The sequence below is a fragment of the Planctomycetia bacterium genome (genome assembly GCA_015075745.1).
Taxonomy (GTDB): domain Bacteria; phylum Planctomycetota; class Phycisphaerae; order UBA1845; family UTPLA1; genus UTPLA1.
The window spans coordinates 1-25,395 of the sequence record JABTTW010000001.1 but is presented as its reverse complement, the minus strand read 5'-3'; the positions used below and the strand labels follow the sequence as shown (position 1 = coordinate 25,395).

Sequence of the window (25,395 nt, the reverse complement as noted above, 5' to 3'; positions counted from 1 at the left end):
CACTCACGCGCTCGCCGCGATAGATAAGCGCTTCCCAAACTTGATATCGATCGGGATCGACATCAAGACCCGGTCGTTGGACTTGGCGATGACGGTTGCGTTCTCGCGTCCTGCGCAGGCGGCGAGATCGATACCCGAAGAGGTTCGCCGCTGATCAAGCTAAGCGTGCGCTGCGGGAACGGAATGTCGATGCCTTCCTCTCGGAATCGTTCCGTAATCGTATATCTCAAGGCAAGCATGCCGGCCCAGCGTTCTGCCGGATTCGGAAACCAGCAGGCAAGGGAAAAGTTAAGACTGTTGTCGCCGAATTTAGTAAAGTGTGCGTCCGGCGGCGGTTCCATCAGCACCTTCGCTTCGGCAAAGGCAATCTCGAGAAGAAGGTCTTTGACCCGGCGAGGATTGACGGCGTAGGCGACGCCCACCTCGACGATGCCGCGGATCGGTTTGTTGTACAGCGTCCAGTTTTCGACCTTCTGATTGATGAACTCGCCGTTGGGGACAATCATGTAAATCCCGTCCGGCGTACGGATCGTCGTTGACCTCATGCTGACCTTGGTGACTTCGCCGAGTTTGTCATGGACGATCACAACGTCTCCAACCTTGACATGCCGCTCAAAGAGCATGAAAAGGCCGCTGATGAAATTCACGATCAGCGGCTGAAGGCCGAGACCGATTCCAAGACCCAATCCGCCGAAAAGCACCGCGAGCGCGCCGAAGTCGAGCCGCAGAGTCTGAAGCGCCACATAGATGCCGATCACAATCATCACATAATGCAGGAGGGTATTGATCGCCGCCTGGGCGCCGCGATCGATGGCCGGATGGTGCGGATAAAACTGAGAATTAAGCGTTTGGCGCAGTGTGCGGGAAAAGACGATCGTCAGCAGCAGTGCTGCCAGCGAGCCGACCACACGCCACAACGTGACGTTCTGATCACCCTGACTCCACAACTCCAGGTCCAATAGCTGCTTTAATTCATACGGGCGAACGCCCCAAATGCTCAAAGAGGCGACGATCACTACGGCCGCGAGCAGCCATCGGACCACGCCGACGAAGGCTCGGGTGAAGGCGGATGTTTTCAATTGCTGCTTCTGCGTGTCCGCTGAGGACGCTGCTTCCGTAAGACTTGGAGCCTCGTCGGGTTTTGCGCTCTGCTCCTCCGAAGTCGGAGTTGTCGGGCGAATCTTGGCGAAATGATCTGCAGCCCACCGGGAAAATTCCTCGGTCAGGTAATATACGAGTGTCGCCAGAATAATCAGGGCAATGGTTGAAGAAAGTCCGACCGTGATGTAAATCGCAAGGGCCTTATACCCAATCAAGTGCATGCCGAGTAGCGCCAGCGACAACAGCACGAGGAACGGATGCGCGGCCCGAAGCAATGTCACCGTGCCCGCGAGACGCCCGCGCTCCGCACGTGGAAGGACGTTGAGCACCGTTTCCCGTCGAACCAGAAAAACGATGGCCAGCGCAGTCGCCACAAACACAAACCAACCCGGGAGCAGCTCAACCGTCAACGGCGCAAGTTCCATCGCCCGAAGCAGGATGGCGGGACCGAGCAGAAAAAGGGCGAGCAGGGCGAGGGCATATCCATTACGACGGTAATGTCGCGCAACTGTTCTGCTGCACGGAACCAGGCGATAACGTGGCTTCGGCGCCTTGAACGCGCCATTGAGAATCCCAAAGCTGATGGCCGTGCCGCTGATGATGACGGCGATGGCTCGCGCGAGGTTGTAAGGCCCCCCGGTCAGGTCGATGGCCGACGCAAATATGATGATCAGAACGGAGATGATCACCGCGGGCAGCATGGCCCTCGCCACACGGGCGCAATGGTAGCGAAGTCGTCTGGCAAAGGTCATCGCCTGTGCCGATTCCTCGGATGTGGCTCCGGCTGAAGCGTCACCAAGGCCGCGGTTCACCAACGCCTGACAGCGGGAGATTCCCGCGACACCGAGATAAAGAGACGCGCAAATCGAAAGGGCCAGCACCAGCCAATCGACAATTGTGATGACTTCGAGCCGCCGCCGAACCAACCGGCTGACCTCATCGAGCTTGCCGGTGAGTCGGCTCTCGAAGAGGTCTTTCGCTTCGGCGCGGGCGGCCTTGAGGGTACCGGGGTCAACGATGGTCGGTCCTCGTGTGATCAGATGCACCCAATAAAGTTTGCTTTCGGCCTCCTCCCAAAGGGCAGCGTTTTCCTGTGTAAGCGTGACCGCGGTACGAAGCCGATCGATGAGTTCCTCCTCTTCCTTGAGGATTCCGTCGACCGCGTTCCGGAGGTCCAATCGAACCTGGTCGATTTCCTGCTGACGCTTGATCGTTTCGACGTCCATCGAGTCCGCTTTGAGCTTGTCAAATTCAGCGGATAGCTCCCGGTACGAGTCGTTGACTCTCGTGCTGAACAGCTCGATATGACGGCCTTCCGAAATACTCAGATCCAGCAATCCTTGAAACGTCGAAAGATCGCGCTGTGCCTGATTCAACTCGCCGCCGGCTTCTTGGTAGGCCGACAGCACTTCAGAGGAGGAGCGTCGCGAAAGTGAATCCCGAAAATCTTCCCAGTACTGCTTGTCGCGATTGACCATGCTCTCGCGCATGGTGAGCGAGCTCTGCCGAAACCGATCCTTGATGTTGTTGGCGTAATCCTTTTGCAGCGTCGCGATGGTCTCATCGCGAAGCAACTGTATTTGATAGAACACCTTCTTAAGCGGTGGAACCGTTGGGTCTTCAATCCTCGCCCGAAGACGGTCCGCGCTGCTGCGACTCTTGGCCTCAATCAGCGCATTCATTCGCTCGCGCAGCGCGACCACGAAGGGAGCCATCGCGTCGCGCTTCAGCTTGTTTTGACCCAATTCCTGCTGGGTCCGCTTCTCCTTCAATTCCACCCCGGCCCGGGCCGTTTCCAGCGCGGCGACACGGGCGGCAACGGTTCGGCGACGGGTCTCAACGATCTTGCGAGTCAGATCCGTGTCCGCCGCCTTCATATCCACTTCGAAGGTGGTCTCGAGTTTCTCAAGTCGTGTGGCGGCCGCCTTGAGATCTTCGCTGATCTTTGCCCGCTGCGCGATGAATCCCTCGCGGAGCAAGGTTTCCTGTTGAGTCAGCGTGCCGTTCAGCGCATCAATGCTCTGGTTGTACTCCTCGTATTCCGATTTCGCCTTGGCCACATCGTCATCGGTGATTTCGTCCGGCAGCGAGCGACTCTCAACCTCGCCAAGCTTGCGCTTGTATTCGGCCAGCGTCTCCGTAAGTCGCTGAACCTCCTCGTCTTGCGACATGAGCCGGAGGGCCGTCGTTTGCGTGTCGAGTTCCGTAAGCTGCCCCAGGAACTCTTGCATCCTCGACCAATGCTCCAGGCGCCACCCATCAAGTTGAGATTCGGGGTCGGCGTCCGGCTGCGTTGTCGGCTGAGACGTGGCGGGCTGCGTCGTGGGGGCAAGCGCTTCTAAACTGGCCCGGACCTCAGCGACGGCCTTGGCGATCTCCGCCTCCGTGCTCGGGACCGTCTTGTATCGCAACTCAAGCGGCAGTTCCCTGATTTCATCAGGCTGGGCCGTCGGAGTGACCGAACTGTTCGTGGTCGGCTGCTGCCCGGACGCAATCGAAAAGGATGTAAGGAGAATGACCGCAGCGATGCAGGATTTGAGACTTTCTTGAACGCTCCTCAACAAGCCAAATCCCGAAGTCACATCCGAAAGGCGTCTCAGTATCGCGCCGGGCATGACATTCTGGCGAAATCGGCGCGATCCGGCGGATGTGAACTCCGTTCTACGATATGTGAGCGACCTGATGCATCGCGTCGGAATCAATTCGTTACTCCAAACAGTGCGAATCCCGAAAGAACTCAAGACACGCGCAGTTAAAGAATCGTGTGAAGGCCGGGATTATAAGCGACCCGCCGAAATCTGTCTCGCCGCTCCAAAAAAAACGCTGCCTACGTTGTCTACTTGCGCAACTTGGCGGTTTGAGGCGCGGATACTATCTTGTCCGACATGCTGGTCGTTTCCACGACGCTCTGTTACCCCAACGCGGCACACCCGACGCTCGGTGTTTTTGTGGAGCGTCGTTTGCAGGCGATCGCCGAGAGGACGCGCGTGTGCGTCATCGCCCCGCAACCGTGGTTTCCATTGATCCGCCCCACGAAAGTGCCGACCGAGATAGACAACGCGCGAAAGCCGCCGCTTTGGCAGCCGCGCATGTTCTACTTTCCGAAGCTGGCCAAGCACTGGGACGCAAAATTCTATGAATCCGCCCTGGTCTCCGCCCTGAATCAAATCACGGATCAGCGCACCATTGGAATCATTGATGCCCATTTCGAGTGGCCCGATGGAGTGGGGGCCTTTCGCGCGGCAAAGCGACTGGGCATCCCGTTCGTCTGTACCCTGCGTGGCAAGTTGGTCAGCCAGATAAAGGACGATCGCAAGCGTGAGCGGATCGTCGAGATGCTGCACGGCGCAGACGCCTTGATCGCCGTCTCCCAATCGCTGGCCGACCTGGCGAACGAGGTCGCCGGCAGGCCGCTCGACATCGCCGTCATCCCCAACGGAATCGACTCCGCCGCTTTTCACCGTATCGACCAGGATCAGGACGACAATCAGCCCGCCCCACATGCACGAATGGCCCTGGGTTGGCCCGCCGGGGCGAAGGTCTGCGTCTCCGTGGGACATCTTCAGGAGCTAAAGGGATTCCACCGGCTTGTCTCAATCTGGCCGGCCGTTCGACGTCAGATCGGCGACGCCAGGCTCGTTCTCGTCGGCGGCTCGGCGGGTGAGCCGGACTACGAATGGCGGCTCAATCGCCAGATCGTCTCGCTCAACATGGCCGACCATATCACGCTCGCCGGGCGAATCCCGCCCGAGCAGGTGGCCATGATGCTCAATGCCGCCGACCTGTTCGTCCTAGCCAGTCGGTCCGAGGGCTGGTGCAACGCGATTGCCGAGGCCCTGGCCTGCGGCTGCCCGGTCGTCGCCACCGATGTCGGCGGCAACCGTGAAATCGTGGTTGATCCCTCGCTCGGGCTACTGGTCAACCAGCAGGCCGGCACGGAACTGGAGCCCTGCATCGTCGACGCCCTGAGCCGATCGTGGGATCGCGCCCGAATTGCGGAGACAGGGGGGAAGCGGACATGGCAACAGGTCGCCGAGGAATGCGTCGATGTATTCAATGGCGTATTGAAACGCGATTCGCCTCGCACTCCGGGTAATGAATGATCGCCGATCGCAACATCATCTGCATCGCCAGTAACTGGTGGTATGACCCCACCAGCAAACATCACGTGATGAAACTCCTCGCGGAGCGCAATCGCGTCATCTGGGTCAACTACCACGGTTCTCGCCGTCCGCGTGTCGCCGTGGCCGATGCGCGGGCGATCGCCGGAAAGCTCACGCAGGTTGTACGGGGGCCGCGCCGCGTGGCCGACAACATCACCGTCGTGACGCCGCTCGTTATCCCGCTGCCGGCCAGTCGCGCGGCGCTGCACCTCAACAAGGAGCTGCTCACCCGGCAGATTCGGGCCGTGCTGCGGACTCTGCCTTCCGCGCCGGTGCAACTGTGGAGCTTTGCTCCGGATGTCGACTATCTCGCCGGGCGCTTCGATGAAGAGTGCCTTGTCTATTACTGCGTCGATGAGTTCAGCGAGTTCGCCGGTTACGACAAGGCGGCGATTCTTCGCGCCGAGGCGGAGCTGGCCGGCCGCGCCGATCTGACGATCACCACTTCTCAATCCCTTTACGACGCCAAGCGCGGCCTTTGCAACGAGACGGTGCTGGTGACGCACGGGGTTGATTTCGATCACTTCGCATCCGCATCGGAACAGACCGTTCCGGCGGACATCGCGCAGCTACCGCGACCGATTGTCGGTTTCTGGGGAATGATTCAGGACTGGATCGATCTCGACCTGATCGCGCGCGTGGCGCGTGCCCGGCCGGAGTGGTCGATTGTTCTCATCGGTGAGTCTTTGGTCGATACGGGAGTTCTTGCCGCGCTGCCGAATGTACACATGCTCGGGCGTCGTCCTTACGCCCGGCTTCCCGCTTATGCCGCCGGATTTGATGTCGGCATGATTCCGTTTCGGGCCAACGAGCTCACCCGCGCGGTGAACCCGATCAAGCTGCGCGAGTATCTGGCCGCCGGATTGCCGGTGGTGTCGACGCCGCTGCCGGAGGTGGAGGCTTATCGGGATTGGGTTCGGATCGCCCGGAGCCCGGGGGACTTCGTCACGGAGTGCCAGCGCGCTGTCACTTCCAGCACGCTCGAGGCCGTCGAGGCGAGGGCGGCGGCGATGAGAAAAGAGACCTGGCGGGCCAAGGTGGCGACCATCTCGGGCTACGTTCAGCAAGTCCTCGACGGCAGACGCGCAACGACTACCCCGTGACGGCGTGGCCGTACTGTCCGAGGATCGGCAGTTCATAAACCGAGGGGTTCAGCCGTTTGAGGACGGTCTCGACGCGCCCGGGTTCCTGGCGGCGGATGTGCTGCTCGAACTCGTCGCGGAACTTCTCGACGATGGTGCGAATCGGAAACGCCGCTCCGTCAGGTAAACCGCAGATCGACAGCCCCGGCATCATGCCCATGTTGCGGGTCACTTCGCAGATCAAGTCGAGATCGGAGATGCGCCCCGCGCCCAGGGCGATGCGCAGGGCGATCTTGTGCATCCAACTGGTGCCTTCTCGGCACTGGGTGCACTGACCGCAGCTTTCGTACGAGTAAAATCGGGCGATGTTGGCCAGGACCTGCCGGATGTCGGCATCGTGCGGGATGACGATCGCGCCGGCGGTGCCCAGCCCGAGCAGGCCGTATTTGCGTACGTCGTCGAAGTCGAGTTTGCAATCGAGCTCGGCCTCGGTCAGGACACCCACTGACAAGCCGCCGGGAATGCAGCCCTTGATGCGCTTGCCGTCGACCATGCCCCCGCCGTAGTCGTCGCCGAAGATCAGCTCGCGGCAGGTCAGCCCCAGCGGCGCTTCAAAACAACCGGGCCGCTTGACCGGGCCGCTCACCGTATAAAGCTTGGAGCCGGCCGAGCCTTCACAACCGATGGACTTAAACCAGTCGGCGCCGCGTTCGATGATGTGCGGCACGCAGCAGATCGTCTCGACGTTGTTGACCACGGTGGGGCGATGGAACAATCCTTCAATAGCCGGAAACGGCGGCTTGATCCGCGGCCAACCGCGCTTGCCCTCCAGGCTCTCGATCAGGCCGGTCTCTTCGCCGCAGATGTAGGCCCCGGCCCCGCGATGGATGTAACACTCCAGGTCGTAGCCGGTGCCGAACAGGTTCTTGCCGAACAGGCCCGCGGCGTAGGCCTCGTCGAGGGCCTTTTGCAGGATGTGGAACTGCTCGTGGAACTCCACGCGCATGTAGATGTAGGCGACGGTCGTCCGCGTCGCGTAGCCGGCGATGATGATGCCTTCCAATAGCTGGTGCGGGTCTTCCTCCATCAGGACGCGATTGCAGAAGGTGCCCGGCTCGGACTCGTCGGCGTTGATGCACAGGTAGGTGACCTTGCGGTCGGCTGGTAAAAAGGACCACTTCATGCCGGCCGGGAAGCCGGCGCCGCCGCGGCCGCGAAGATTGCTGGCCTTGACGATCTCGACAATCTCGTCGGGCTTGTAGTTCTTGAGGGCCTTTTCGGCTCGGGCATATCCGCCGCGCTCGCGATAGGTCTTCAGGGTGCGAATTCCCTCGACGCCGCGGTTTTTCAGCAGGATGGGTTCAAACTTCGCCATAGGACCGCCTGTGGGGTGAACACGTCTCGTCGAACTTCCTAAGGACCGGCAGTATAGCAGTTTCCGGCGCTGTGCAAACGGAACGAAGGGCCGCGGATGGAAGGTGACAATAGGCGAAAAAAGGGGTCGAGGGACTGAGGGGCCAAGGTGCCGAGGGTGGAGACAATTGCGTTTCTCGCGCGCAAGTCGTGCGAAATCGAAGGTGACATAAGGGGAAAAAGGGGCAGAGGGGTCCAGGGTGAAGACAAGCACCATGGCCGCGCGCAAGTCGTGCATAATCGAAGGTGACATAAGGTGACACAAGCCCTCGCGAATCGCTCGCAAATCCTGCCCCGGGCACGTGTTGGGGCGCTTCGATTTTCCGGCGGTTTTTGGGCGGAAACGGCGAAAAATCGAAACGTCGAAACGTCGAAATTCGGAAGGCCCGGGGCATGAGGCGGTAGGCTGTAGGCGGATTCCTGTCAGCCCTGAAAGGGCGCTGGCTCGTAGCCGCGCGGCGCAGGCCCGTGGTCAGTGAATTCTCGTTCATCGCGCGGCACCTCATGGGCTTTGGCCAGATTGGGCTCCATGTATGAATTATTGCTCAGCGTCCGCGCCTTCTGCGTGTTTGATTTGGAATCGAGAGACTGCATCATGTCGCCTATTTTCCAATTGGGTCGAATTATCCAGCCCTTCAAATTGCACCGCTTTCATCGACGACAATTGAACCACCGGTTGGTAATATGTGCCCTATGCTGCCAATTTCAATTGATGAAATAAACGGTGCGGCCTTATTCGCTCAGCGCCACTATGTTCCGTTTTCTGTAGTGTTTCACGCCAAATGAGACAGTCGGCACTTCCGGTATAGTGATGGATGCTCCGAGTCCCCTGAGGGAGAACCAGCTTCGCAGGTTCCCCCTCAGACTCCCCCTCCTTGAGCTTCTTCCCCTCCGCGGGGAGGCCTTGTTGGAGAGGGCAGCAGGTTTGGTCGCACGGAGGAACGTACCGTGTCCAATCGTAAGCCACGTCGTAGCTGGAAGCCGGCGGACAAGCTCCGCATTGTGCTGGAGTCCATGAACTCCGACGCCAAGCTGGCGGAGATCTGCCGCCGCGAGGGTCTCTCGCCCAACCTGGTCTATCAGTGGCGCAAGGCCCTGATGAAGTCGGCGGACAGCGTCTTCGCCCGCAAGACCAAAGACGGTGGGCCGGACCCCAAGATCGAAAAGATGGCCGCCGAGAATACGCGGATGAAGAGCGTCATCGCCGAGGTGATCGCCGAGAACCTCGAACTAAAAAAAACGCTCTCGGACTAAGCGACCATGCCCAGCTTCCGACAGAACTCCAGCGCGAGGTGCAAGCAGTGGTGACGCAGACAAAGCAGCGCATCCGATGGCCCCTGCGGCGAATCCTCCGCCATCTGGAGATCGCCCCGGCCACCTACCACCGATGGCTCACCAGAGCCGGCGATGGGGCCTCCGCGCCGACGGCCCGCGCTGCATCAGGGTCGCTGTTTGAAATTCTGCTCTGTGAACGGCAGAAGATCATCGACTATGCCCTGAGCCACGCAGACCTGCGACACCGCGAATTGGCCTGGAAAATGTTGGATGAAAACGTGGTCGCGCTCAGTCCCTCGACGGTCTATCGCGTCCTGGGTGAAGAGAATCTGGTGTGCCGCTGGGTTCCCCGGGGTAAGAGAAAAGGCGTCGGTCGGGGCGACCGGCCGACCCGACCCAACGAACAGTGGCAGACCGACCTCCGCTATGTGAAGGTTGGGCTGCGGAACTTTTACTTGCTGGCATTTCTGGACGTGTATTCGCGCTACATCGTGCATCACGAACTCCTGCGCTTCATGGATGGTCGCAGCGTCGCGATCGCCGCGGCCACGGCCATTGGAAAGCTTCCCGCCGGTATTCGCCCGACCATCCAGAGCGACCACGGCTCCTGCTACATCGCCCGGGAGTTCGCCCAGACCCTGGACGCCATGGACGTGGGACATCATCTGATCCGGCCGCACACGCCGACCGACAATGCTGAAATCGAGCGGTGCAACCGGACCATTGGCGAGAAGATTGATGAGGCGTTGGAAGTGCTGGAGACTGCCGACTTCGCCGCCGCCGAGGCTGTCATCGACGGCGTCATCGACCATTACAATCACCACCGGCTGCACAGCAGCCTGAACTATCTGCGGCCGGTGGACTATTATCGAGGTGATCCGGAGCCGCTCCTGGCCGAGCGACGCCGGAAATTAAAAACGGCCAGGGAACTGCGAAAGCAGGAGAACTTGAAACTGCGACAAAAACGACTGCCCTACCAGGCAGAGGAAACCATCCTTAATTCCGAAAGGCAATTTGTCTCACTTTGAGTGAAACATTTCATTTTTCCTACTACGCACATTCTCCCGAAATCAGCCGAACTCGAGGTGGATTGGCTCAGGCATGCGTTTGCTCCGCGTTCGTAATGCGAACTAGGCGGTATTGGTTTCTTGTTACGGCTGGCCATGTCCTGGACGAGATCGAAGAAGAGCGAAGAAGTGGGATTCAGATAGACAGTTTTCGACTTTGGGATGGATGGTCCACGGAAGCAGTCGACCGGCACTTTGTACCGTTCGCGTTCGATGACGCGCCGAAATACTGTCTGCGTGGAGAGGGGCTTGATTATGGCCTTATTCAATTGCGTGAGAACTATGTTGACCTGATCTCCGCAAACGGCGTGGTAGCCATAGGAGAAGAACACTTTCAAAAAACCTGGCCAGACGAGTTCGAGGCATATGTGATGATCGGAACCGCAGCAAATACAGTGTCCCTTGAGGCATGCGGCGACAGGTCAACTATGCTAACACAAACTACATACGTGATTCACTTGGAAAAAGTAACAGATATTCCAGATGAATTGCGTACATCCAATCCCCGGTTTTGTGGAAGATTACTCATAAGTGAATCTTCTCCTATGTGGAGTGCAATTGGACAAAATATACGGGGAATGAGCGGTGGTCCGGTGCTCGGGATCCGGCGCGGGCGGGAGGGTATGGCCTATTGGATCGTCGGCGTACAAAGTGGCTGGCTCCCATCAAGGCGGATTATCGCGGCATGCGACTTTCAATCCTTCGCCCGACACATCGCTGCCGCAATTGAACAACAGGACAATGTCTGAAGCGCGATCGCGCTCAGCAGTTCATGGGCTATCCAAGCCAACGAATACGCCCCACGCCCGGTAGGGCGCACGATGGTAGCGAGTGGCTTCAGCCACTGGTCAACGAGCCCAACCACCACCCCCTTCTTTTTTTCCCCACCGCCCGGCAGGGCGGACGACGATCACCGGAAGACTTCATTCTCGTCGAACTCGATTCCGTGTCGCCAGAGGAGTTCGAGAAACTCGTCATTGAAACTCTGCCGCTGGTGATGATCCTTTTGTCGGGCGATGTAGGCCTCAACCTCCGGCACGGCGGACCGGCTGACGGTAAAACCGCCGTAACCCTCCTGCCACGAGAAATCGGCATAGGCGGGGAAGGTCTCATGTATCCATTTCGATGATCGCCCCTTGATGTGGCGAACCAAATCCGAAATCGACAGGTCCGCGCGGTAGCGAATGAGCAGATGGACGTGGTCGGGCATTCCGTTGATGCCAAGAAGCTGACACCGCAGGTCGCGGACGATCCCGCCGACGAACGCGTACAAGCGCGCTTCCAGTTCCAGCTTGATGTAGTTTGACCGGCCCTTGGTGCTGAAGACGAGATGGTAATAGTTCTGTGTGTACGCGGTCGGCATCGCTGGCCTCGTCCGACCTCCGGGCGGGGAAATAAAGAGGCGACTTTTTACCAGTGACTCAAGTCACTGGCAACCATCGTGCGCCCTCCGGGCGAAATACCCAGGCCGCTTGGGCCCTTTGGTCGAGCGGAACGGCGTCCTCCCGCGCGGGCGCGGAGCAAGGATTAACGAATGGAGCTCAATCCATCCACGCCCCGCAGAGACGCTCGCGATGAACACGCAAGAAAAAGTCCCTCGGCCCCGCAGCCCCTTGCATCACTCTCGGCCCCTTGGCACCTCGACACCTTGGCCCCTTCTTGTGTCACCTTCCCGGCACATTTTTCAAGGACTTACAAACGAAATTCCCCGAGACTTTCCGCGCCTGTTCGGGCATACACCGGTCGTGTTTCACCTTGCGCGTTTTCACGCAAAACCGCCGGAAATGCGAAGCGCCCCAACACATGCCCGCCACAAGAGTTGCAAACGAAAAAAATCGCGTGTGTCACCGTATGTCACCTTCAATTTTGCAAGAGTTGCGCGCGATCAGCGCCCTTGTCTTCATCCACGACCCCTCGACACCTTGGCCCCTCAGTCCCTCGGCCCCTTTTTTCGCCTATTGTCACCTTGGTCTTGTGGAGAATCCCGGCCGCCGGATAGCGCCGAACGAGGAAGAAAATGCGTCAATCGAAGTGTCTCACCCAACCGGCTGTTCGAGGCGCGTTTCAGCCTGCACTGTGTCAAGGCGGTTGCTCCGGTAGGTGGTGCCGCGCCAGGTGATGGCGCGCTTCCCGCCCAGCCGGCGGATCGCCCCATACACGGCGTAAAGCCCCACCGCCGCGCCGATCGGATAGGCGATGGCGTAGGCGGGGTTCAGCCGGTTGAGGCGATAAAAGCGAAACATGACGGACCATTGCAGGAGACAGACCGCGATGGAAGCCCATAGGACGGATGACAAAGGCCCGGCCATCTCACCGCTCGCCCCAGGCGCCAGCGCCGCCGCAGCCGCAAGGCTGATCCACGGCACCAGGCTGAACACGAAGACCGCCGCCCCCGTCGCCACCAGCCGCCCCAGCGTCCCGAAGCAGCCGAAAAAGATGCGGCTCCACCCGGCGATGGTCTGCTTGAAGCCGTCGTACATCCGCACCGTGTACAGATCGACGTTGGACACGACACGCAGCCGCAGCCCGCGCTCCTTCGCGATGCGGGCCATGTGCATGTCTTCGTTCAGCTCGGTCTTGACCGCGTCGTGGCCGCCGATGGCCTCGTAACAGGAGCGCTTCATGAGCATGAAAGCCCCATTGGCATACGCCGTCTTACGACGCGGATTGTTCACCCGCAGCGGGTTGAACCAGATCATCATGATCCCGCTGCACGCCGGCTGGATCACGCTCTCCATGAAGCTTCCCGTCTCGTGGGCCGGCAGCACGCTCAGAAAATCGGCGTTCTTTTCAAGGGCATAACTCATGGCGATCGAAAGTGACCGACGCGAAACCTGCACGCAGTCCGCATCCGTAAAGCAGAGCCACTCACCCGTGGCACACTCGACGCCCTCGCGCATCGCATTGTTCTTGCCGAACCACCCGTCGCGAATCGCCGTGACGTTGAGCGCCGTCAGTCGCCCGGTCTCGGCCGCGATGCGCTGCATGATTTGTCCGGTCTGGTCGGTGCTGCGATCGTTGACCGCGATGAGTTCGAGCTGGGGATAGTCCTGCTCGGCCATCGAGCGAAGGCAGGCCTCAATGTTCGCTTCCTCGTCCTTCGCGGCGACGAGAAAGCTGACAGTGGGCGTCGACGCCGGCTTGCCCGGATACATCGACGAATCCAGCGGGGGCATCACCCGGGCCGCCTTGCTGAGTTGGATGTGGCGGATCAACCAGACAATGCCGGTCACAAGCGTCAAGCCGAGCCAGAACCAGAGGACGGTCAACATGCGGGAGGTTTCTCCAATGCCGGAAACCGCCCGGCACAAGGGGATTGCATCGGCTCAGGCGTGATATCGCAAGAGGATGATGAGGATCATACAGAGTCCGCCGATTTGAAGCAGTTCGCCGGCGAATCGGCCCGGTCGAAGTCGAAGCAGTAGGACAAGGACGTAATTGCGCATGACCGTGGTGTGGCGGCCGGGAACGGAAAGATGAACGACCCATCCCCAGAGAGATCGAGCCGTTACCACGGTGGCGTAAGTCCCGCAAAGGATGCCGAGAAGGAGACGCCAGAGCTCAAACAAATCGCGATCGAGAATACTCACTCGTCGTCATCATCCTTGTCCGCAACCGAAGATGTCATCCCCTCGAAGAGGAGGCTGCCGATCCGAACCATGGTGGCGCCGGCCTCAATGGCGTACTCGAAATCGTTACTCATCCCCATGGATAGATGCTCAAACGCCGGTCCGACATATCGGTCGCCGCGCATGTCTTCGAAGATGTCCTTGAGCCGGGAAAAGGCCAGACGAAGTTCCTCGGGGGTCGAATCGAGCGGAGCCATGGTCATGAGACCACACAGTCGAACGCCCGGCCACGCGGCAAGGTGTTCAGTCAGATGCGGCGCCGCGCCGACGGCCACGCCGAACTTGGAGCGTTCACCGGTGGTGTTCACCTGCAATAGGATGTCGACGACCCGGCCGAGCCTCGTCGCCTGCAGATGGAGATCCTCGGCAAGACGAAGGCTGTCAACGCTGTGGATCATCTCCGCCCAGGGGACGACAAGCTTGACCTTGTTGCGCTGGAGGTGGCCGATCATGTGCCAGCGCGGCCTTGCGGGCGGGCCCTCTCTCCTCCCACCCAGAACGGCCCGACGCTCGATGAATTCGTGCATCATGCCGGCGCGCTGGTTGAGCTGCTGGGGCCGGCTCTCGCCGATGTCGATGGTGCCGAGCTCAAGCACCTGGCGGATGACTTCAATATCAACGGATTTGGTAACGGCGATGAGTTGGACGTCGTCGGGACTGCGCCGGGCTCGCTCGCAGGCCGCGGAGATACGATCCCTGACCTTTTTGAAATTCTCGGAGAGACGCCTGCGAAGTGAGGCAACATTGCTGGTCACGGCAGCGCTTCCTTTCGCCCGATCGCCGCGGGCAGCCCAATCGGAACACCGACCCTGGCCGCCGGATTGTAGCCCAAAACCCGCGAGGGTCACAACCCCGAGCGCGAATCACCGTGCCGGGCGGCCGCCGAACGTGAGGCCGTGTCGTCCACGCGGAGCAGTCCGAACTGCCTGCAGAGAATACCGGCCGCCGAGGGAATCCCAATGAGGACCGCGAAGAGGAGAATCGCCGGCAAACGCGAGATGGCCGGACCGAGCAATGCAAAGATGAGGCCGATCGCATAGCAGGTCAACACGGTCCGGCGCACGGATAGGCCGCGATCGCGCAATTGATCGTACAGGTGGCTGCGATCGCCGACGAACAGCGGACGGCCGCGCAGCCATCGCCGCGTGATTGCGACGGCTGTATCGAGAACCGGAAACGCAAAGACGATCAGACCTGCATCGAGCCAGCGCCATGTCGCATAACCGGCGTGATGGGGCTGCTCGGCGAGCAGGAGCAGGAGCACAGCCACGTTGAAGCCCAGCAGGAGCGAGCCGCTGTCGCCCATGAAGATGGACGCCGGATTGAAGTTGTAGTGGAGGAAACCAAGGCACGCGCCGAGCACGCCGGCGCAAAGGGCGAAGCGGACGGCGGCGCTGGGATCATGCGAGGGGTCCAGCCGATGCACGACGAGGCTCACCAGGGCCAGCCCGACGGAGGCAATGGCCAGGATGCCGCCGCAAAGGCCGTCCAGACCATCTATAAAATTGGTCGCATTCATGGCGCCGGCCAGCGCAAATATGCAGACGCCGACGCTGACCGCCGCGACAAACGGCTCGGAAAGAAACAGGTCCGGCGCAATGGATTGAATCGGCACAAGCAGGGCTCGTGACACGTGACGCCCGATGCCGCCGTAGACGAGCATGGCGGCCATGCCGGCCTGAATCAGCAAACGGACTTTTGGCGAGAGGTGACGGATGTCGTCAATCAGGCCGGTGAGCATGAGAACCGTCCCGGCGATCATGATCCACGGGAGCGTCTTTCGCACCTCGGGGACCAATGCGTACGTTACCGCAAGGGCCGCGGCCCAGCCGACGTACATGGCCACACCGCCGAGGTAGGGAATTGGAACCTGATGCGGCTTGAGGCCGCCATCGGGACGATCGTAAAGTTCCAGCTTGATGGCGATGCGCTTCACGAGAGGGCAGACAGCGAGAGTAACGGCCAGCGCAACCGCGAGCGGCCAGCAGTAGGCCTTGAGCAGGTCAACCGTCGAGCCGGCAGTCAACGTCAAGGCAGCTCCTCAGGCCCCGGACTTATAGAAATCGAGAATGGTCGCCGCCACGCGCTCCTGCTGCTCGGTGGTGAGCTCCGGGTAAATCGGAATGGCCAGGATGTCACGGGCCGCCGCCTCGGCGTTTGGACAGTCGCCGGGCTTGCCGCCCAGGGAGGCGAAACACTCCTGCATGTGAAGCGGGACGGGGTAATAGACTTCGTTGCCGATGCCATGGGCGTCGAGGTGCTTGCGCAGCTCGTCGCGCCGGGGCACGCGAATGCAGTACTGATTGAAGATGGAGATGTTCGACTCATTGATGACGGGCGGCCGAACCACGCTCCCCGCGAAGAGCCCACCATATCGGCAGGCGTTTTCGCCGCGCTGCTTCGACCAGCCGGACAGATACTGCAGCTTGATCCGCACCACGGCGGCCTGGAGGGCATCGAGCCGGAAATTGCCGCCGATCCACTTGTGGTAGTACTTCGGGGATGCGCCATGGTCGCGGAACATGCGGATGCGATCGGCGAGGTCGGACCTGTTGGTGCAAACCATGCCGGCATCGCCAAAAGCGCCGAGATTTTTGCTGGGGAAAAACGAGAGCGTGCCGACGTCGCCCATCGAACAAGCCTGCCTGCCCTTGTACGTGGCGCCAATCGACTGAGCGGCGTCCTCCATGACGGGGATATTGCGAGACTTGCCCAGGGCCATAATCGGGTCCATGTCCGCGCACTGGCCGAAGAGATGCACCGGGATGATGAGCTTTGTTCGCGGGGTGATCGCCTTCGCGATGTAGTCCGCCGTTGTGTTGCAGGTGTCAGGATCGACATCGACAAAGACGGGCTTGGCGCCGAGTCGGCTCACGCAGCCGGCCGTGGCGAAGAAGGTGAAGGACGGCACGACAACCTCATCACCCGGCCCGATGCCCATGGCCATCATGCTGCACAACAGCGCGTCGGTACCGCTGCTCATTCCAATGGCGTACTTGCAGCCACAGTAGGCGGCGATGGCCTCCTCACAGGCAACCACCTCAGGGCCGCCGATGAAACGCTGAGAATCGCAGACGGCGTCGATGGCCCTGCGTATCTCTTCTCGGATGGGAGCGTACTGCCCCTTGAGATCGAGCAGCGGGATGGGAGTTTGAACGGCGGGAGGCTTCATGGCGGCGGTTGTCATGGAATGGAGTTCCAGTGCCAAAACAGGCGGTCGAACGCTCGACCGCGACGCACAGATATAGATGTAAAAGGGAAGCGTGGCAAGGCTTATGGGAAACCTGCGATTCCCGGCTTATGGGCCGTCAGGCGATGGACGATCAACGGGGGCAAGCGACCCGCGTGCCTCGAGAATGGCGATGTGGCGAACCAGGAGCGTGACGTCTCGGCGGAGACGGCGCATGCGAAGGTAGGTCATCCAGAAGCCCACCATCATGACCAGGACACCGCAGTAAAAGACGAGGTCCGCGCCGCGGTCGATATCGAGGGCGTTGGCGATGTCCTGGGTGATTTGCGGCCTGATGGTGGCCACGATCGCAGCGAGAAAAATCGCGGACCATGCAGCGCCCTCACGCCTCGTGGCCCAGCCGCGGAACATGGCCGTGAGGCTGATCAGGAGTAACAGACCGAGGATGCTGACGGCGATGATTTGATATCCATTCATCGTACAACCCTTCCGAGCAGATAATGCCAGGCGATTCGTAACGCGCCACGGGTGGACTGCCCTTTTGCGCGCGAGTACTCGGTATAGCGAATGGTGACGGGAACTTCTCTGTAGGGCAGACCGCTGCGGTGAATGAGATCGATCAGCTCGCTCGCGTGGGCCATGCCGTCGAGCCGGATGTGGATTCGCTCGGCCGCCATTCGAGAGAAGGCACGCAGTCCGTTGTGAACATCCGACAGATTGACGCCGCTGGTGAATCTGGTGAAGAGGACGCCCAGCTTCAAGGTCATCCGTCTCGATGCGGGAAGATCGATCGCCTCGCCGAGAAAGCGCGAGCCCATCGCGATCTCGCAATCGCCCCGAAGAATGGGCTCCAGCAGCCGGGCGATGTCCGCCACATCGTGCTGGCCGTCGGCGTCGAATGTCACGATGTGGCTGGCACCGGAAAGAAGAGAAAACTCGATGCCGGTCTGAATCGCCGCGCCCTGGCCCCGGTTGATCACGTGGCGCAGGACGATGGCACCGGCGGCCTTGGCAGCTTCACGCGTTTGGTCTGTGGAGCCGTCATCGACGACCACTACATTGGGGTAGTCTCGCTTGAGCGATTCGACGACCTGGCCGACCACTTCGGATTCGTTGTAGGCCGGGACGACGACGAAGACCGAGACATCTCCCGTTTCTGGTCGGCGACCGGCAGGATTCTCCGAATTCTTGTGCATGGTTCTTGCAATTCTCGGACGAACGTCATGTGAGTAGTCGGCACCTGATGCTACCGCACCCAAACGCGCGAATCCACATCGAAGTGGTGGGGCCCTGGGGGTGCAAATCCATGTTACGAGACGTACACTCCTCGTGCATGATGGCATCGACTAAGTCGATGGGACCGCGCGAGGATCAAGGCTTGCAGTCTCAATCAGTAAATGACGGCAAACGGCTGCAGCTCGTCGCGTCCGTCGGGCTGGCGCTTGCAGTCATCGCCTGCTACGTCAACAGCTTTGACGGGGCCATGCTGCTGGACGACAACCTTATCGTCGCGGCCTCGCAGTCAAAGGGCTCGTACTCCTTTAGTGACGCGATTCACTCGGCACGCCCGCTGGTCGATATTTCGTTCGCGCTGAATCATGCCATCGGCCAACTGGAGCCGCATGGATACCATGCAGTGAATCTCGTCATTCACGTCCTGGCGACACTTGTCCTATTCGGTCTCGTTCGGCGGAGCATCGCGCTCGTCAAAAACAAGTCCTCAGGCGTTGGCGACCCGGCATCCAACGACAGTCTGCGTGCGCCAGACTCCACGCTATGGACCGCATTTGCCATCGCACTGCTGTGGGGAGTCCACCCGATCCAGACCGAAAGTGTGACGTACATCATCCAGCGCAGCGAGTCGATGGTGGGGCTGTTCTACCTGCTGATGCTCTATTGTCTGGTTCGCTCTGCCACCTCGGCGCGCCGGACCGGCTGGGCGATTGCGACGGTCGCCGCCTGCGCATTGGGAATGGTGTGCAAACCGGTGATGGTAACTGCGCCGGCGGCGGCGGTGCTCTATGACCGCGCGTTTTTGGCGGACAGCTGGCGGGACGTTGTGCGGCGGCGCGGATGGCTGCATCTGGCGCTTGGGGCGACGTGGCTCATCCTTTTGGGGACAGGCGTCTTTCACGGCGTGTTCGCAGGCGAGCCTGATGCAAAACAGACTGTCGGGTTCTCTATTGCCGGCATGACGCCGACTCAATATCTGCTCACCCAGCCCGGCGTGATCCTTCATTACCTCAGTCTCGCCATTTGGCCGGATGCGCTGTGCCTGGATTATCAATGGCCCGTCGTGAGTTCACCCGGCGAAGCGATCGGGTCAATCACCATCGTCATTGCACTCCTCGTTAGCTCGGTGGTCCTGTTCCTGCGGAGGCCGGCTCTGGGGTTTGTGTTGGTGTGGTTCTTTCTGGTGCTTCTGCCGACTTCTTCTTTCGTTCCGCTTAAGGATGTTATCTTCGAGCACCGGATGTACCTTTCGCTGGCATCGGTGTCGGTTCTCTTCGTGATTGGAGCGCGATGGATTCTCGGGCGATTGTGCCAGGCGGGCCTCTTAATTCCGTCGGCCGCGCGACCCATCGCCGTCGGGACGCTTCTTATCGTCGCGGCAGCTCTCGGAGCGCGGAGTTATTCAAGGAATCAGGACTATCACGATTCGATCGGCATGTGGTCTTCGGTTGTGAGCCGCTTTCCCGAGCATTCCCGTGCGCGAAACAACCTTGGGGTCGCATACTACGCATCGGGAGAATACGAGAAGGCCATACCGCATTTTGAGGCAGCGATTCGCCTCGTGCCGAACGATACCAAGGCACGCTCCAACCTGGCGCAGACGCTGCACAAGCTAGGTCGCAGCCTTGAGGCGGCGCAGGAGTATGGCAAGGTCGCGGAATTGCAGCCGGAGTCGTGGACAACGGCATTCAATCAGGGAAACGGGTATTACGAGGCCGGGCGCGATCAGGAGGCCATTGACGCACTGGCCACCGCGAAGTCGATCGACCCCGGGGAGATCGAGGCATATATCGTCACCGGCAATGCGCTGACGCGCATGATCCGCCACGACGAGGCGATTGCCGAGTATCAAGACGGCATCCAGTTGGCCAAGCCGTCCACGCCGCCTGCCGTCATGGCGAAGGCATACTTCAATCTGGCAAACACGCTCGCCAAGGTGAGCCGCCGACCTGATGCCATCGACGCCTATCGCGCTGCCGTTCGAAACGACCCGTCGCATTTCGCCGCCTATTACGGTCTGGGTTGGACCCTGCAAACAGAAGGTCGGATTCCCGAGGCGATCGACGCATATCGAGCATCGCTGGCCATCAACCCCGAATACGTTCCCGCGCTCAGGAGCCTGGAGACGCTCACGCGATTGCAGGACCCCGCGAACTGATTACATTCCGTACATGGTGGACGAAGACGCTGTCACTCTTGTCATTCCCGGTCGAAATTGCGCAGGCACGTTGCACGACTGCCTTGAGGCCGTCATCACCATTTTGCAGGCGGGCCGCTGTAATCTGCAGGAGATTATCTTCGTCGACGACGACTCGACCGATGCGAGCGCTCGCATCGCGGGCGAATTCCCTGTGAGGGTCCTGACCGGTTCGGGCGGAGGCCCGGGCGCCGCGAGGAACGTCGGCTGGCGGGCGGCGACGACGCCGCTGGTCTGGTTTATTGACTCGGACTGTGTCGCGAGGCCGGACGCGCTGGACCTGCTCCTTCCGCACCTTTCCGATCCGCGGGTCGGCGGTGTCGGCGGCAGTTACGGCAACATGTGCCCAGAGTCGCTGTTGGCCTGTGTGATCCATGAGGAGATCATGCTGCGGCATGCACGTATGTCGTCACGGGTGAATTTTCTCGGGGGGTTCAACGTCATTTATCGGCGCAATGTGCTCGAGCAGGTCGGGGGGTTCGACGAGGGCCGATTCAACGGCCGCGGTTCGCCGGGTGCGGAGGATGCGGAACTGTCGTATCGCGTGGCGGCGGCGGGGAATGAACTGCGCTTTGAGCCGCGTTCGCTGGTTCGGCACTTTCATCCGAAAAGGCTGTCGCGGTATCTCCGTTCTCAGCGGCATCATGGCTACTGGCGAGTTTTCCTGCACATTGCCCATCGCCATACGGCCATGGGCGACGACTACAGCACATGGGTGGATCATGCGCAGCCGCCGCTGGCCATCTTGATGCTCGCCTGCCTGCCGCTGCTGGCGACTGATCGCTATTGGACGATACCCGTGGGGCTCGCCGGGGGACTGGCCGCACTTCAACTGCCCCTGGCTATGCGACTGTTCGGGCGGATGCGGAACGTTCGATACCTGGCGTTTGTTCCGATTGGTTTCCTGAGGTCGATCTGGCGGGGCATCGGCATGGTGCAGGGTGTGGTCGCCTACTTGCTAACCTCAAAGGCGCATCGTACGGGGAGCGGTGCGTAAATGTATCTTTCGCTGCTCTTCTGGCCGCTGCTTTGCCTGCCGGGCTATGCGATTGTGCGTCGCGTGGACCGGGAGGAAGCCGACGCGGGTTTGCTCGGCGTCATTGCCGTGTCATTCCTGGCGGTGCTTGCGGTCTTATCGCCGGTAACGATCTTGTGCTACGTCCTGCATGCGCCGGTTGTCGTGCTTTGCGCGGTCATCGTCGCAATGATCGCATGGGGGATCATTGACCTGAGTCGTGGGGGCGCGTGGCGGGAGATCGGCAGGCTTTGCGCTGGCGTCATCCGCCTGGAGGCGCTCATCGTCATTGCTGATGCGGTCATCGGCCTGCGGATGGGGGCTTTTCTTGGGGGCGATGCCAAGGTGCACCTGGCGAGAATTCGATTCCTGCTGGACCACGGCTTGTCCAACACCGACCCCTACATGGCGGAGCCGTTTTTCTTCCCGCTGTATCACACGAATATCATCCACGCCTTGTATGCTGCTTGCGCGAAGCTTTTCGGGACGGATGCATTTGGCGCGTGGTTCGTCAGTTTGGCGTGGGGCAAGCTTCTTTGCGCGTCCGGCGCGTATTATCTTGCGTGGCGAGTCTTTGGAAGCAGGTGGGCTGCATGGACCGCGGCGTTGTTCTGCGTCGCGGCACGCGGGCCGACTTCGTGGGCCATCTATCCGAACCAACTCGCGCCCTTCTGGCTCCTGCCGATGATGCTGGGATTCGCCGCTCAATCGCTTAAGTCGCAACGCGGCAATCACATTGCGATCAAGATGGCGGCGGCGGCCCTGGTCATGGGGCAGACTCACGGGCTTTACTCGGTCTTCGCGGTCATGACGCTTGGACCACTTTTTGCCGGACGATGGATGTTTGCTGTGATGCGGAAGGAACCTGTCGGGCGACGGTTTGTCGTCATCGGTTTGACGTTGTTGGTTGGTCTGCCATTTGTTGCGGTCACGCGCTGGACGACGAAGATGGGCGCTCCGCCTACCGACGGAGCAGCGGCGCCGCCCGTGCCGGCGGGATTCGTGACGCGCGAAGACGGTACGCTGACGCGAAGCCCATCCGCGGTGCTTGATGCCTTTGGCGGCGTTCCCGGCGCTATGGTGTTTGCCGCCGCGGGCGTTTTGATTGTCTCGGGCGGGCGCAGGCGGGAGGCGTGGGTGGTGCTGGTCCCGATGGGAATCTGCGCGCTGCTGCTGGTGATACCGCTGGTCTGTTCGTTTCTCATTCAAAAGGCGGGCGAGGCGTGGGTGGTTGAGCGGCTGGACGCATTTTTCATCGTGGGGTATTGCGCGCTGGTTATTCCGGCATTCGTACTACGCATCGAGCCGCTCATCAAGCGACGGTTCTTGTGCTCGCTCCTTAGCCTCCTCGCACTGCCTGCTGGATTGCTCTACGCCCGACACGAGTCGCCGCTCACGTGGTCGGAGACGATCAAAGCAGCGGCGAAACCGGCCGAGGAACGACTCGGCTATCTATATCGGATGCGACAATTGCGCGATTTTCTGGCGGCGCATGTTCCGCCCGGCGCGATCATCATCGCCGACCCGTTGGAAGGCATGGACCTGGTACAGGTGTATGACTGCCACGTTGTCGTCTCGATCAGCGCCAGCAATGGCGTGCCGGATATGCAGGCGAGATTTGAGGATGTGCAGGAGATGATCGCGCCTCAGACGCCGTGGCCGCGACGGCGGGAGTTGTTTCTGAAGCGCGGGGTCACTTTCTTCTTTCCCATGAATTGCCCGATCGAGTGGACGGTCGGGCATGTCGCGGAGTACTGGCTCCAGCGACCGTGGGTAATTTCGCGGCTGGACCTGTCTGAGTCCGCGGCATCGGCTGCGCCGTGAGTCGCTGGTTAATCAGGGTTTGTAGAAAATCGCGGTGTCGGTCACGCCGCTGGTCGTCCAATCCCGTCGCCATGTCGAGACGCGATGCTCAAACCGAGCCCAATCATCGCTGACCGGGCCTTGTGCCGGCCGGCGGCTGTTGGGAGCATGAGAGTCGCACGGGAGGTACCAGTTTATGTTGTCGATGATCATCATTCTGCCGGGACGGAGTTTGTCGATCGCTTCGTTGGCACAGGCCGCGCGGTACACGCCGTCGACGAGGACGAAGTCGAGGCTTTCGGCGGCGAAGTCATCGAGGACTCGCAGGTAGCCGGTCGTCGCGGCCTCCTGCTCGCAACGATCGACCTCCTTGAGCAGATGCGCGACGTTGGAGATATCATTCGCCGCGAGGATTGCGGAGACTTTCTGGAACCATACCGGGTCATGTTCAATGCTGGTCAGGAATCGAACCCGGCGGGCCAGCCACAGCGTGCTGCGGCCCGAACCGAATTCCAGGCCGACAAAGTCGTTCTGTAATTGGCTTTGCAGAATCGCGTTTGCTGATTTCGTCAGCCAGGGATGGTCGGGATGAAGGCGCTCGTAGAATTCCAGGCGAAGTCGATCGACGAGATATCGCGGGGTCCAGTGCCTGTAGGATCGGCGATGCACGTGTTTGCTCCGATTACATGATGCGCCGATTGGGTGGCAACGGTTTACCGAATCGCCGGCTTTCATTATCGTCAAAGAAGCCGGCCGGCTCCACGGCCATTTCGACCAGCGGGGTCAATCGTAGACGCACCGCCGAGGGATCAGATTCCGATGGTCAGTGTTGTCATCCCGACCTGTAATCGACGTACGATTCTATCGCGATGTCTGGCGGCACTTGCGGAACAGACCTTCACCGACTTCGAGGTCATCGTCGTCGACGACTGCTCGACCGACAACACCATTGAGATGCTGACGTCATTCTCGAACGATCGACCGTCGCTTCGGCTGCGATGGCTGCGTAACGAGCGGCACGCCGGCGCGAACGCCGCCCGGAATCGCGGAATAAAGGAGGCCCGCGGCGAGATTGTTGCATTCCTCGACAGCGACTGCATTGCCGAGGCGGATTGGCTGGAAAAACTCGTCGCCGGGTTCGACGCGGACGATGTCGCGGCCGTGACGGGTCTCGTCACGGAGCCACCGCCGGAAAACGTGTATGAACTGGCGCTCGCAGGCACCTGCCGGGTGCATGGACGCGGCGATGCACCGCGACTGGTAGGCGGCAATATGGCGGTGCGCCGAGCCCTGTTAGCAGGACATGGGTTCGATGAGGACGGACAATGGCGATCCCAGTTGCGCGGCGAGTCGGTCGATTCACCGGTGTGCGATGAAGAGAGCCTGTTTCTCATGTTTCGCGCTCAGGGACGCCGAATGCGCGTCGTGCCGGAAGCAACGGTGATGCATGTGCACGCTTATGATCGGATGAGTTTCTTTCGGCATGCCCTGGCCGGGGGAAAAGCCGCCGCCTTTCTCGTGCACAAGTATCGCCTTCCACCGCGAGTCGACATCCTGCCGCTCCTATTCGCATACATCACGGCTCCCTTGGCGTTGACGACTGGACCTGCCCGGTGGACTCCGTTGGTGTTCATTGCAGCCTCGATTGCCGCCATCGGGTTTAACGAACGGACACGAAAGGGTAAGTCTACCCTCCAGACATTATGGCTGTTACCGCTGATGTTGCTTTATTATCACGTTCGCGTGTTTGCGTATTTCCGCGAGTCGGTGCTTTTATCGCTGCGAATAAAGCGAGTCGATCGGGTTCGATTGCGGGGACTGAGTTGAGAGAGTCGTTGTTCGACAGAATCCGTGGCCTTCTCGATGAGCAGGCCGTGACCTACCGCACAGCCTCTCACGGGCCGACGCTGACCTCCGAGGCATCGGCCGAGGCCCGGGGAGAGGACATTCGGATCGGCGGCAAGGCCCTGCTTATTAAGACAGGCGACGTATTCAGGCTGTTCGTGCTGAGCGCTGCTGCCAAGCTGGATTCTGATGCCGTACGAAGGCTGTGCGCCGTCAAAAAAGTGCGATTCGCGACCCGGGAAGAGCTCATGGAATTGACCGGCCTGGTGCCCGGCAGCGTGCCTCCGTTCGGGCCGCCTCTCCTGCCGTTTGAATTATTCGTGGACGAGTCGGTGGCTGCCAAGGAGCGTATTGCGTTCAATGCGGGAAGCCTAACGGACTC

Annotated in this window: 22 protein-coding genes; 10 read left to right on the top strand and 12 right to left on the bottom strand. The window is 60.5% G+C overall.

Translation table 11 applies throughout. The features are described 5' to 3' along the window. Nucleotides 1–62: 62 nt before the first annotated feature. The gene (locus HS101_00110; protein MBE7504676.1) at nt 63–3,662 is read right to left on the bottom strand and encodes a mechanosensitive ion channel; all 3,600 of its coding nucleotides are present in this window, start codon (nt 3,660–3,662) and stop codon (nt 63–65) included. A 315-nt stretch (nt 3,663–3,977) separates the two neighbouring features. Here HS101_00110 and HS101_00105 point away from each other — a divergent pair, with 315 nt between their 5' ends. Together HS101_00105 and HS101_00100 are read left to right on the top strand one after the other, a co-directional pair. Next, nucleotides 3,978–5,204: a glycosyltransferase gene (locus HS101_00105; GenBank protein ID MBE7504675.1), complete on the top strand. Its 1,227-nt coding sequence runs from the start codon at nt 3,978–3,980 to the stop codon at nt 5,202–5,204. Further along, nucleotides 5,201–6,367, top strand: coding sequence for a glycosyltransferase (locus HS101_00100; protein MBE7504674.1), 1,167 nt, complete (start codon nt 5,201–5,203; stop codon nt 6,365–6,367). The genes HS101_00105 and HS101_00100 overlap by 4 nt, the downstream gene beginning before the upstream one ends. On the opposite strand, the gene nuoF is transcribed toward HS101_00100, so the two are convergent. After that, on the bottom strand, nt 6,357–7,721 hold the full coding sequence (nuoF, locus tag HS101_00095; GenBank protein ID MBE7504673.1) for an NADH-quinone oxidoreductase subunit NuoF: 1,365 nt from the start codon (nt 7,719–7,721) through the stop codon (nt 6,357–6,359). The two genes, HS101_00100 and nuoF, sit on opposite strands and share 11 nt — an antisense overlap. 461 nt (nt 7,722–8,182) lie before the next feature. Then, complete coding sequence (locus tag HS101_00090) at nt 8,183–8,356, bottom strand: hypothetical protein (protein MBE7504672.1); 174 nt, start codon at nt 8,354–8,356, stop codon at nt 8,183–8,185. Nucleotides 8,357–8,707: 351 nt separating this feature from the next. On the opposite strand from HS101_00090, the gene HS101_00085 reads away from it, so the two are divergent. From HS101_00085 to HS101_00075, 3 genes are all read left to right on the top strand, one after another. Next, on the top strand, nt 8,708–9,013 hold the full coding sequence (locus HS101_00085; protein MBE7504671.1) for a transposase: 306 nt from the start codon (nt 8,708–8,710) through the stop codon (nt 9,011–9,013). A gap of 47 nt (nt 9,014–9,060) precedes the next feature. Then, on the top strand, nt 9,061–10,062 hold the full coding sequence (locus tag HS101_00080; GenBank protein ID MBE7504670.1) for a DDE-type integrase/transposase/recombinase: 1,002 nt from the start codon (nt 9,061–9,063) through the stop codon (nt 10,060–10,062). 95 nt (nt 10,063–10,157) lie between these two features. Then, nucleotides 10,158–10,850 (top strand): hypothetical protein, encoded by a 693-nt coding sequence (locus HS101_00075; GenBank protein ID MBE7504669.1) that lies wholly within the window; start codon nt 10,158–10,160, stop codon nt 10,848–10,850. Nucleotides 10,851–11,011: 161 nt separating this feature from the next. On the opposite strand, the gene tnpA is transcribed toward HS101_00075, so the two are convergent. The 8 genes from tnpA to HS101_00035 all read right to left on the bottom strand — a co-directional run bounded on the left by tnpA (nt 11,012) and on the right by HS101_00035 (nt 18,116). Then, nucleotides 11,012–11,464 (bottom strand): IS200/IS605 family transposase, encoded by a 453-nt coding sequence (tnpA, locus tag HS101_00070; protein ID MBE7504668.1) that lies wholly within the window; start codon nt 11,462–11,464, stop codon nt 11,012–11,014. Between the two features lie 673 nt (nt 11,465–12,137). Then, nucleotides 12,138–13,373 (bottom strand): glycosyltransferase, encoded by a 1,236-nt coding sequence (locus HS101_00065; GenBank protein MBE7504667.1) that lies wholly within the window; start codon nt 13,371–13,373, stop codon nt 12,138–12,140. Between the two features lie 54 nt (nt 13,374–13,427). Next, complete coding sequence (locus HS101_00060; protein ID MBE7504666.1) at nt 13,428–13,691, bottom strand: hypothetical protein; 264 nt, start codon at nt 13,689–13,691, stop codon at nt 13,428–13,430. Next, nucleotides 13,688–14,485 (bottom strand): YggS family pyridoxal phosphate-dependent enzyme, encoded by a 798-nt coding sequence (locus HS101_00055; protein MBE7504665.1) that lies wholly within the window; start codon nt 14,483–14,485, stop codon nt 13,688–13,690. The genes HS101_00060 and HS101_00055 overlap by 4 nt, the downstream gene beginning before the upstream one ends. A gap of 89 nt (nt 14,486–14,574) precedes the next feature. Then, nucleotides 14,575–15,762, bottom strand: a complete 1,188-nt coding sequence (locus tag HS101_00050; GenBank protein ID MBE7504664.1) for an undecaprenyl/decaprenyl-phosphate alpha-N-acetylglucosaminyl 1-phosphate transferase — start codon at nt 15,760–15,762, stop codon at nt 14,575–14,577. A 9-nt stretch (nt 15,763–15,771) separates the two neighbouring features. Further along, entirely contained in the window at nt 15,772–16,902 is a 1,131-nt protein-coding gene (locus HS101_00045) for a DegT/DnrJ/EryC1/StrS family aminotransferase (GenBank protein ID MBE7504663.1), read from the bottom strand. 126 nt (nt 16,903–17,028) lie between these two features. Continuing rightward, nucleotides 17,029–17,397, bottom strand: coding sequence for a DUF2304 domain-containing protein (locus HS101_00040; GenBank protein MBE7504662.1), 369 nt, complete (start codon nt 17,395–17,397; stop codon nt 17,029–17,031). Continuing rightward, on the bottom strand, nt 17,394–18,116 hold the full coding sequence (locus HS101_00035; protein MBE7504661.1) for a glycosyltransferase family 2 protein: 723 nt from the start codon (nt 18,114–18,116) through the stop codon (nt 17,394–17,396). Before HS101_00035 ends, HS101_00040 begins: the two co-directional genes overlap by 4 nt. A gap of 182 nt (nt 18,117–18,298) precedes the next feature. On the opposite strand from HS101_00035, the gene HS101_00030 reads away from it, so the two are divergent. From HS101_00030 to HS101_00020, 3 genes are read left to right on the top strand one after another with little or no spacing between them, the layout of a single operon-like run. Continuing rightward, complete coding sequence (locus HS101_00030) at nt 18,299–20,311, top strand: tetratricopeptide repeat protein (GenBank protein ID MBE7504660.1); 2,013 nt, start codon at nt 18,299–18,301, stop codon at nt 20,309–20,311. Between the two features lie 13 nt (nt 20,312–20,324). Beyond that, complete coding sequence (locus HS101_00025) at nt 20,325–21,347, top strand: glycosyltransferase (GenBank protein MBE7504659.1); 1,023 nt, start codon at nt 20,325–20,327, stop codon at nt 21,345–21,347. Next, nucleotides 21,348–23,189 (top strand): hypothetical protein, encoded by a 1,842-nt coding sequence (locus tag HS101_00020; GenBank protein MBE7504658.1) that lies wholly within the window; start codon nt 21,348–21,350, stop codon nt 23,187–23,189. A gap of 12 nt (nt 23,190–23,201) precedes the next feature. On the opposite strand, the gene HS101_00015 is transcribed toward HS101_00020, so the two are convergent. Then, nucleotides 23,202–23,837 (bottom strand): class I SAM-dependent methyltransferase, encoded by a 636-nt coding sequence (locus HS101_00015; protein MBE7504657.1) that lies wholly within the window; start codon nt 23,835–23,837, stop codon nt 23,202–23,204. Nucleotides 23,838–23,987: 150 nt separating this feature from the next. On the opposite strand from HS101_00015, the gene HS101_00010 reads away from it, so the two are divergent. Continuing rightward, nucleotides 23,988–24,995 carry a glycosyltransferase gene (locus tag HS101_00010; GenBank protein ID MBE7504656.1) on the top strand — a complete coding sequence of 336 codons (1,008 nt, stop codon included), beginning with the start codon at nt 23,988–23,990 and terminating at the stop codon, nt 24,993–24,995. Between the two features lie 8 nt (nt 24,996–25,003). Then, nucleotides 25,004–25,395 (top strand): hypothetical protein (locus HS101_00005; GenBank protein ID MBE7504655.1); only part of this gene is annotated, 392 nt, incomplete at its 3' end.

What these genes read in the sequence shown, in the direction of transcription:
- HS101_00045 (MBE7504663.1), bottom strand. Translation starts at nt 16,902, where the DNA reads ATGAAGCCTCCCGCCGTTCAAACTCCCATCCCGCTGCTCGATCTCAAG.
- HS101_00035 (MBE7504661.1), bottom strand. Translation starts at nt 18,116, where the DNA reads ATGCACAAGAATTCGGAGAATCCTGCCGGTCGCCGACCAGAAACGGGA.
- HS101_00040 (MBE7504662.1), bottom strand. Translation starts at nt 17,397, where the DNA reads ATGAATGGATATCAAATCATCGCCGTCAGCATCCTCGGTCTGTTACTC.
- tnpA (MBE7504668.1), bottom strand. Translation starts at nt 11,464, where the DNA reads ATGCCGACCGCGTACACACAGAACTATTACCATCTCGTCTTCAGCACC.
- HS101_00020 (MBE7504658.1), top strand. Translation starts at nt 21,348, where the DNA reads ATGTATCTTTCGCTGCTCTTCTGGCCGCTGCTTTGCCTGCCGGGCTAT.
- HS101_00075 (MBE7504669.1), top strand. Translation starts at nt 10,158, where the DNA reads ATGCGAACTAGGCGGTATTGGTTTCTTGTTACGGCTGGCCATGTCCTG.
- HS101_00100 (MBE7504674.1), top strand. Translation starts at nt 5,201, where the DNA reads ATGATCGCCGATCGCAACATCATCTGCATCGCCAGTAACTGGTGGTAT.
- HS101_00090 (MBE7504672.1), bottom strand. Translation starts at nt 8,356, where the DNA reads ATGATGCAGTCTCTCGATTCCAAATCAAACACGCAGAAGGCGCGGACG.
- HS101_00025 (MBE7504659.1), top strand. Translation starts at nt 20,325, where the DNA reads ATGGTGGACGAAGACGCTGTCACTCTTGTCATTCCCGGTCGAAATTGC.
- HS101_00065 (MBE7504667.1), bottom strand. Translation starts at nt 13,373, where the DNA reads ATGTTGACCGTCCTCTGGTTCTGGCTCGGCTTGACGCTTGTGACCGGC.
- HS101_00010 (MBE7504656.1), top strand. Translation starts at nt 23,988, where the DNA reads ATGGTCAGTGTTGTCATCCCGACCTGTAATCGACGTACGATTCTATCG.
- nuoF (MBE7504673.1), bottom strand. Translation starts at nt 7,721, where the DNA reads ATGGCGAAGTTTGAACCCATCCTGCTGAAAAACCGCGGCGTCGAGGGA.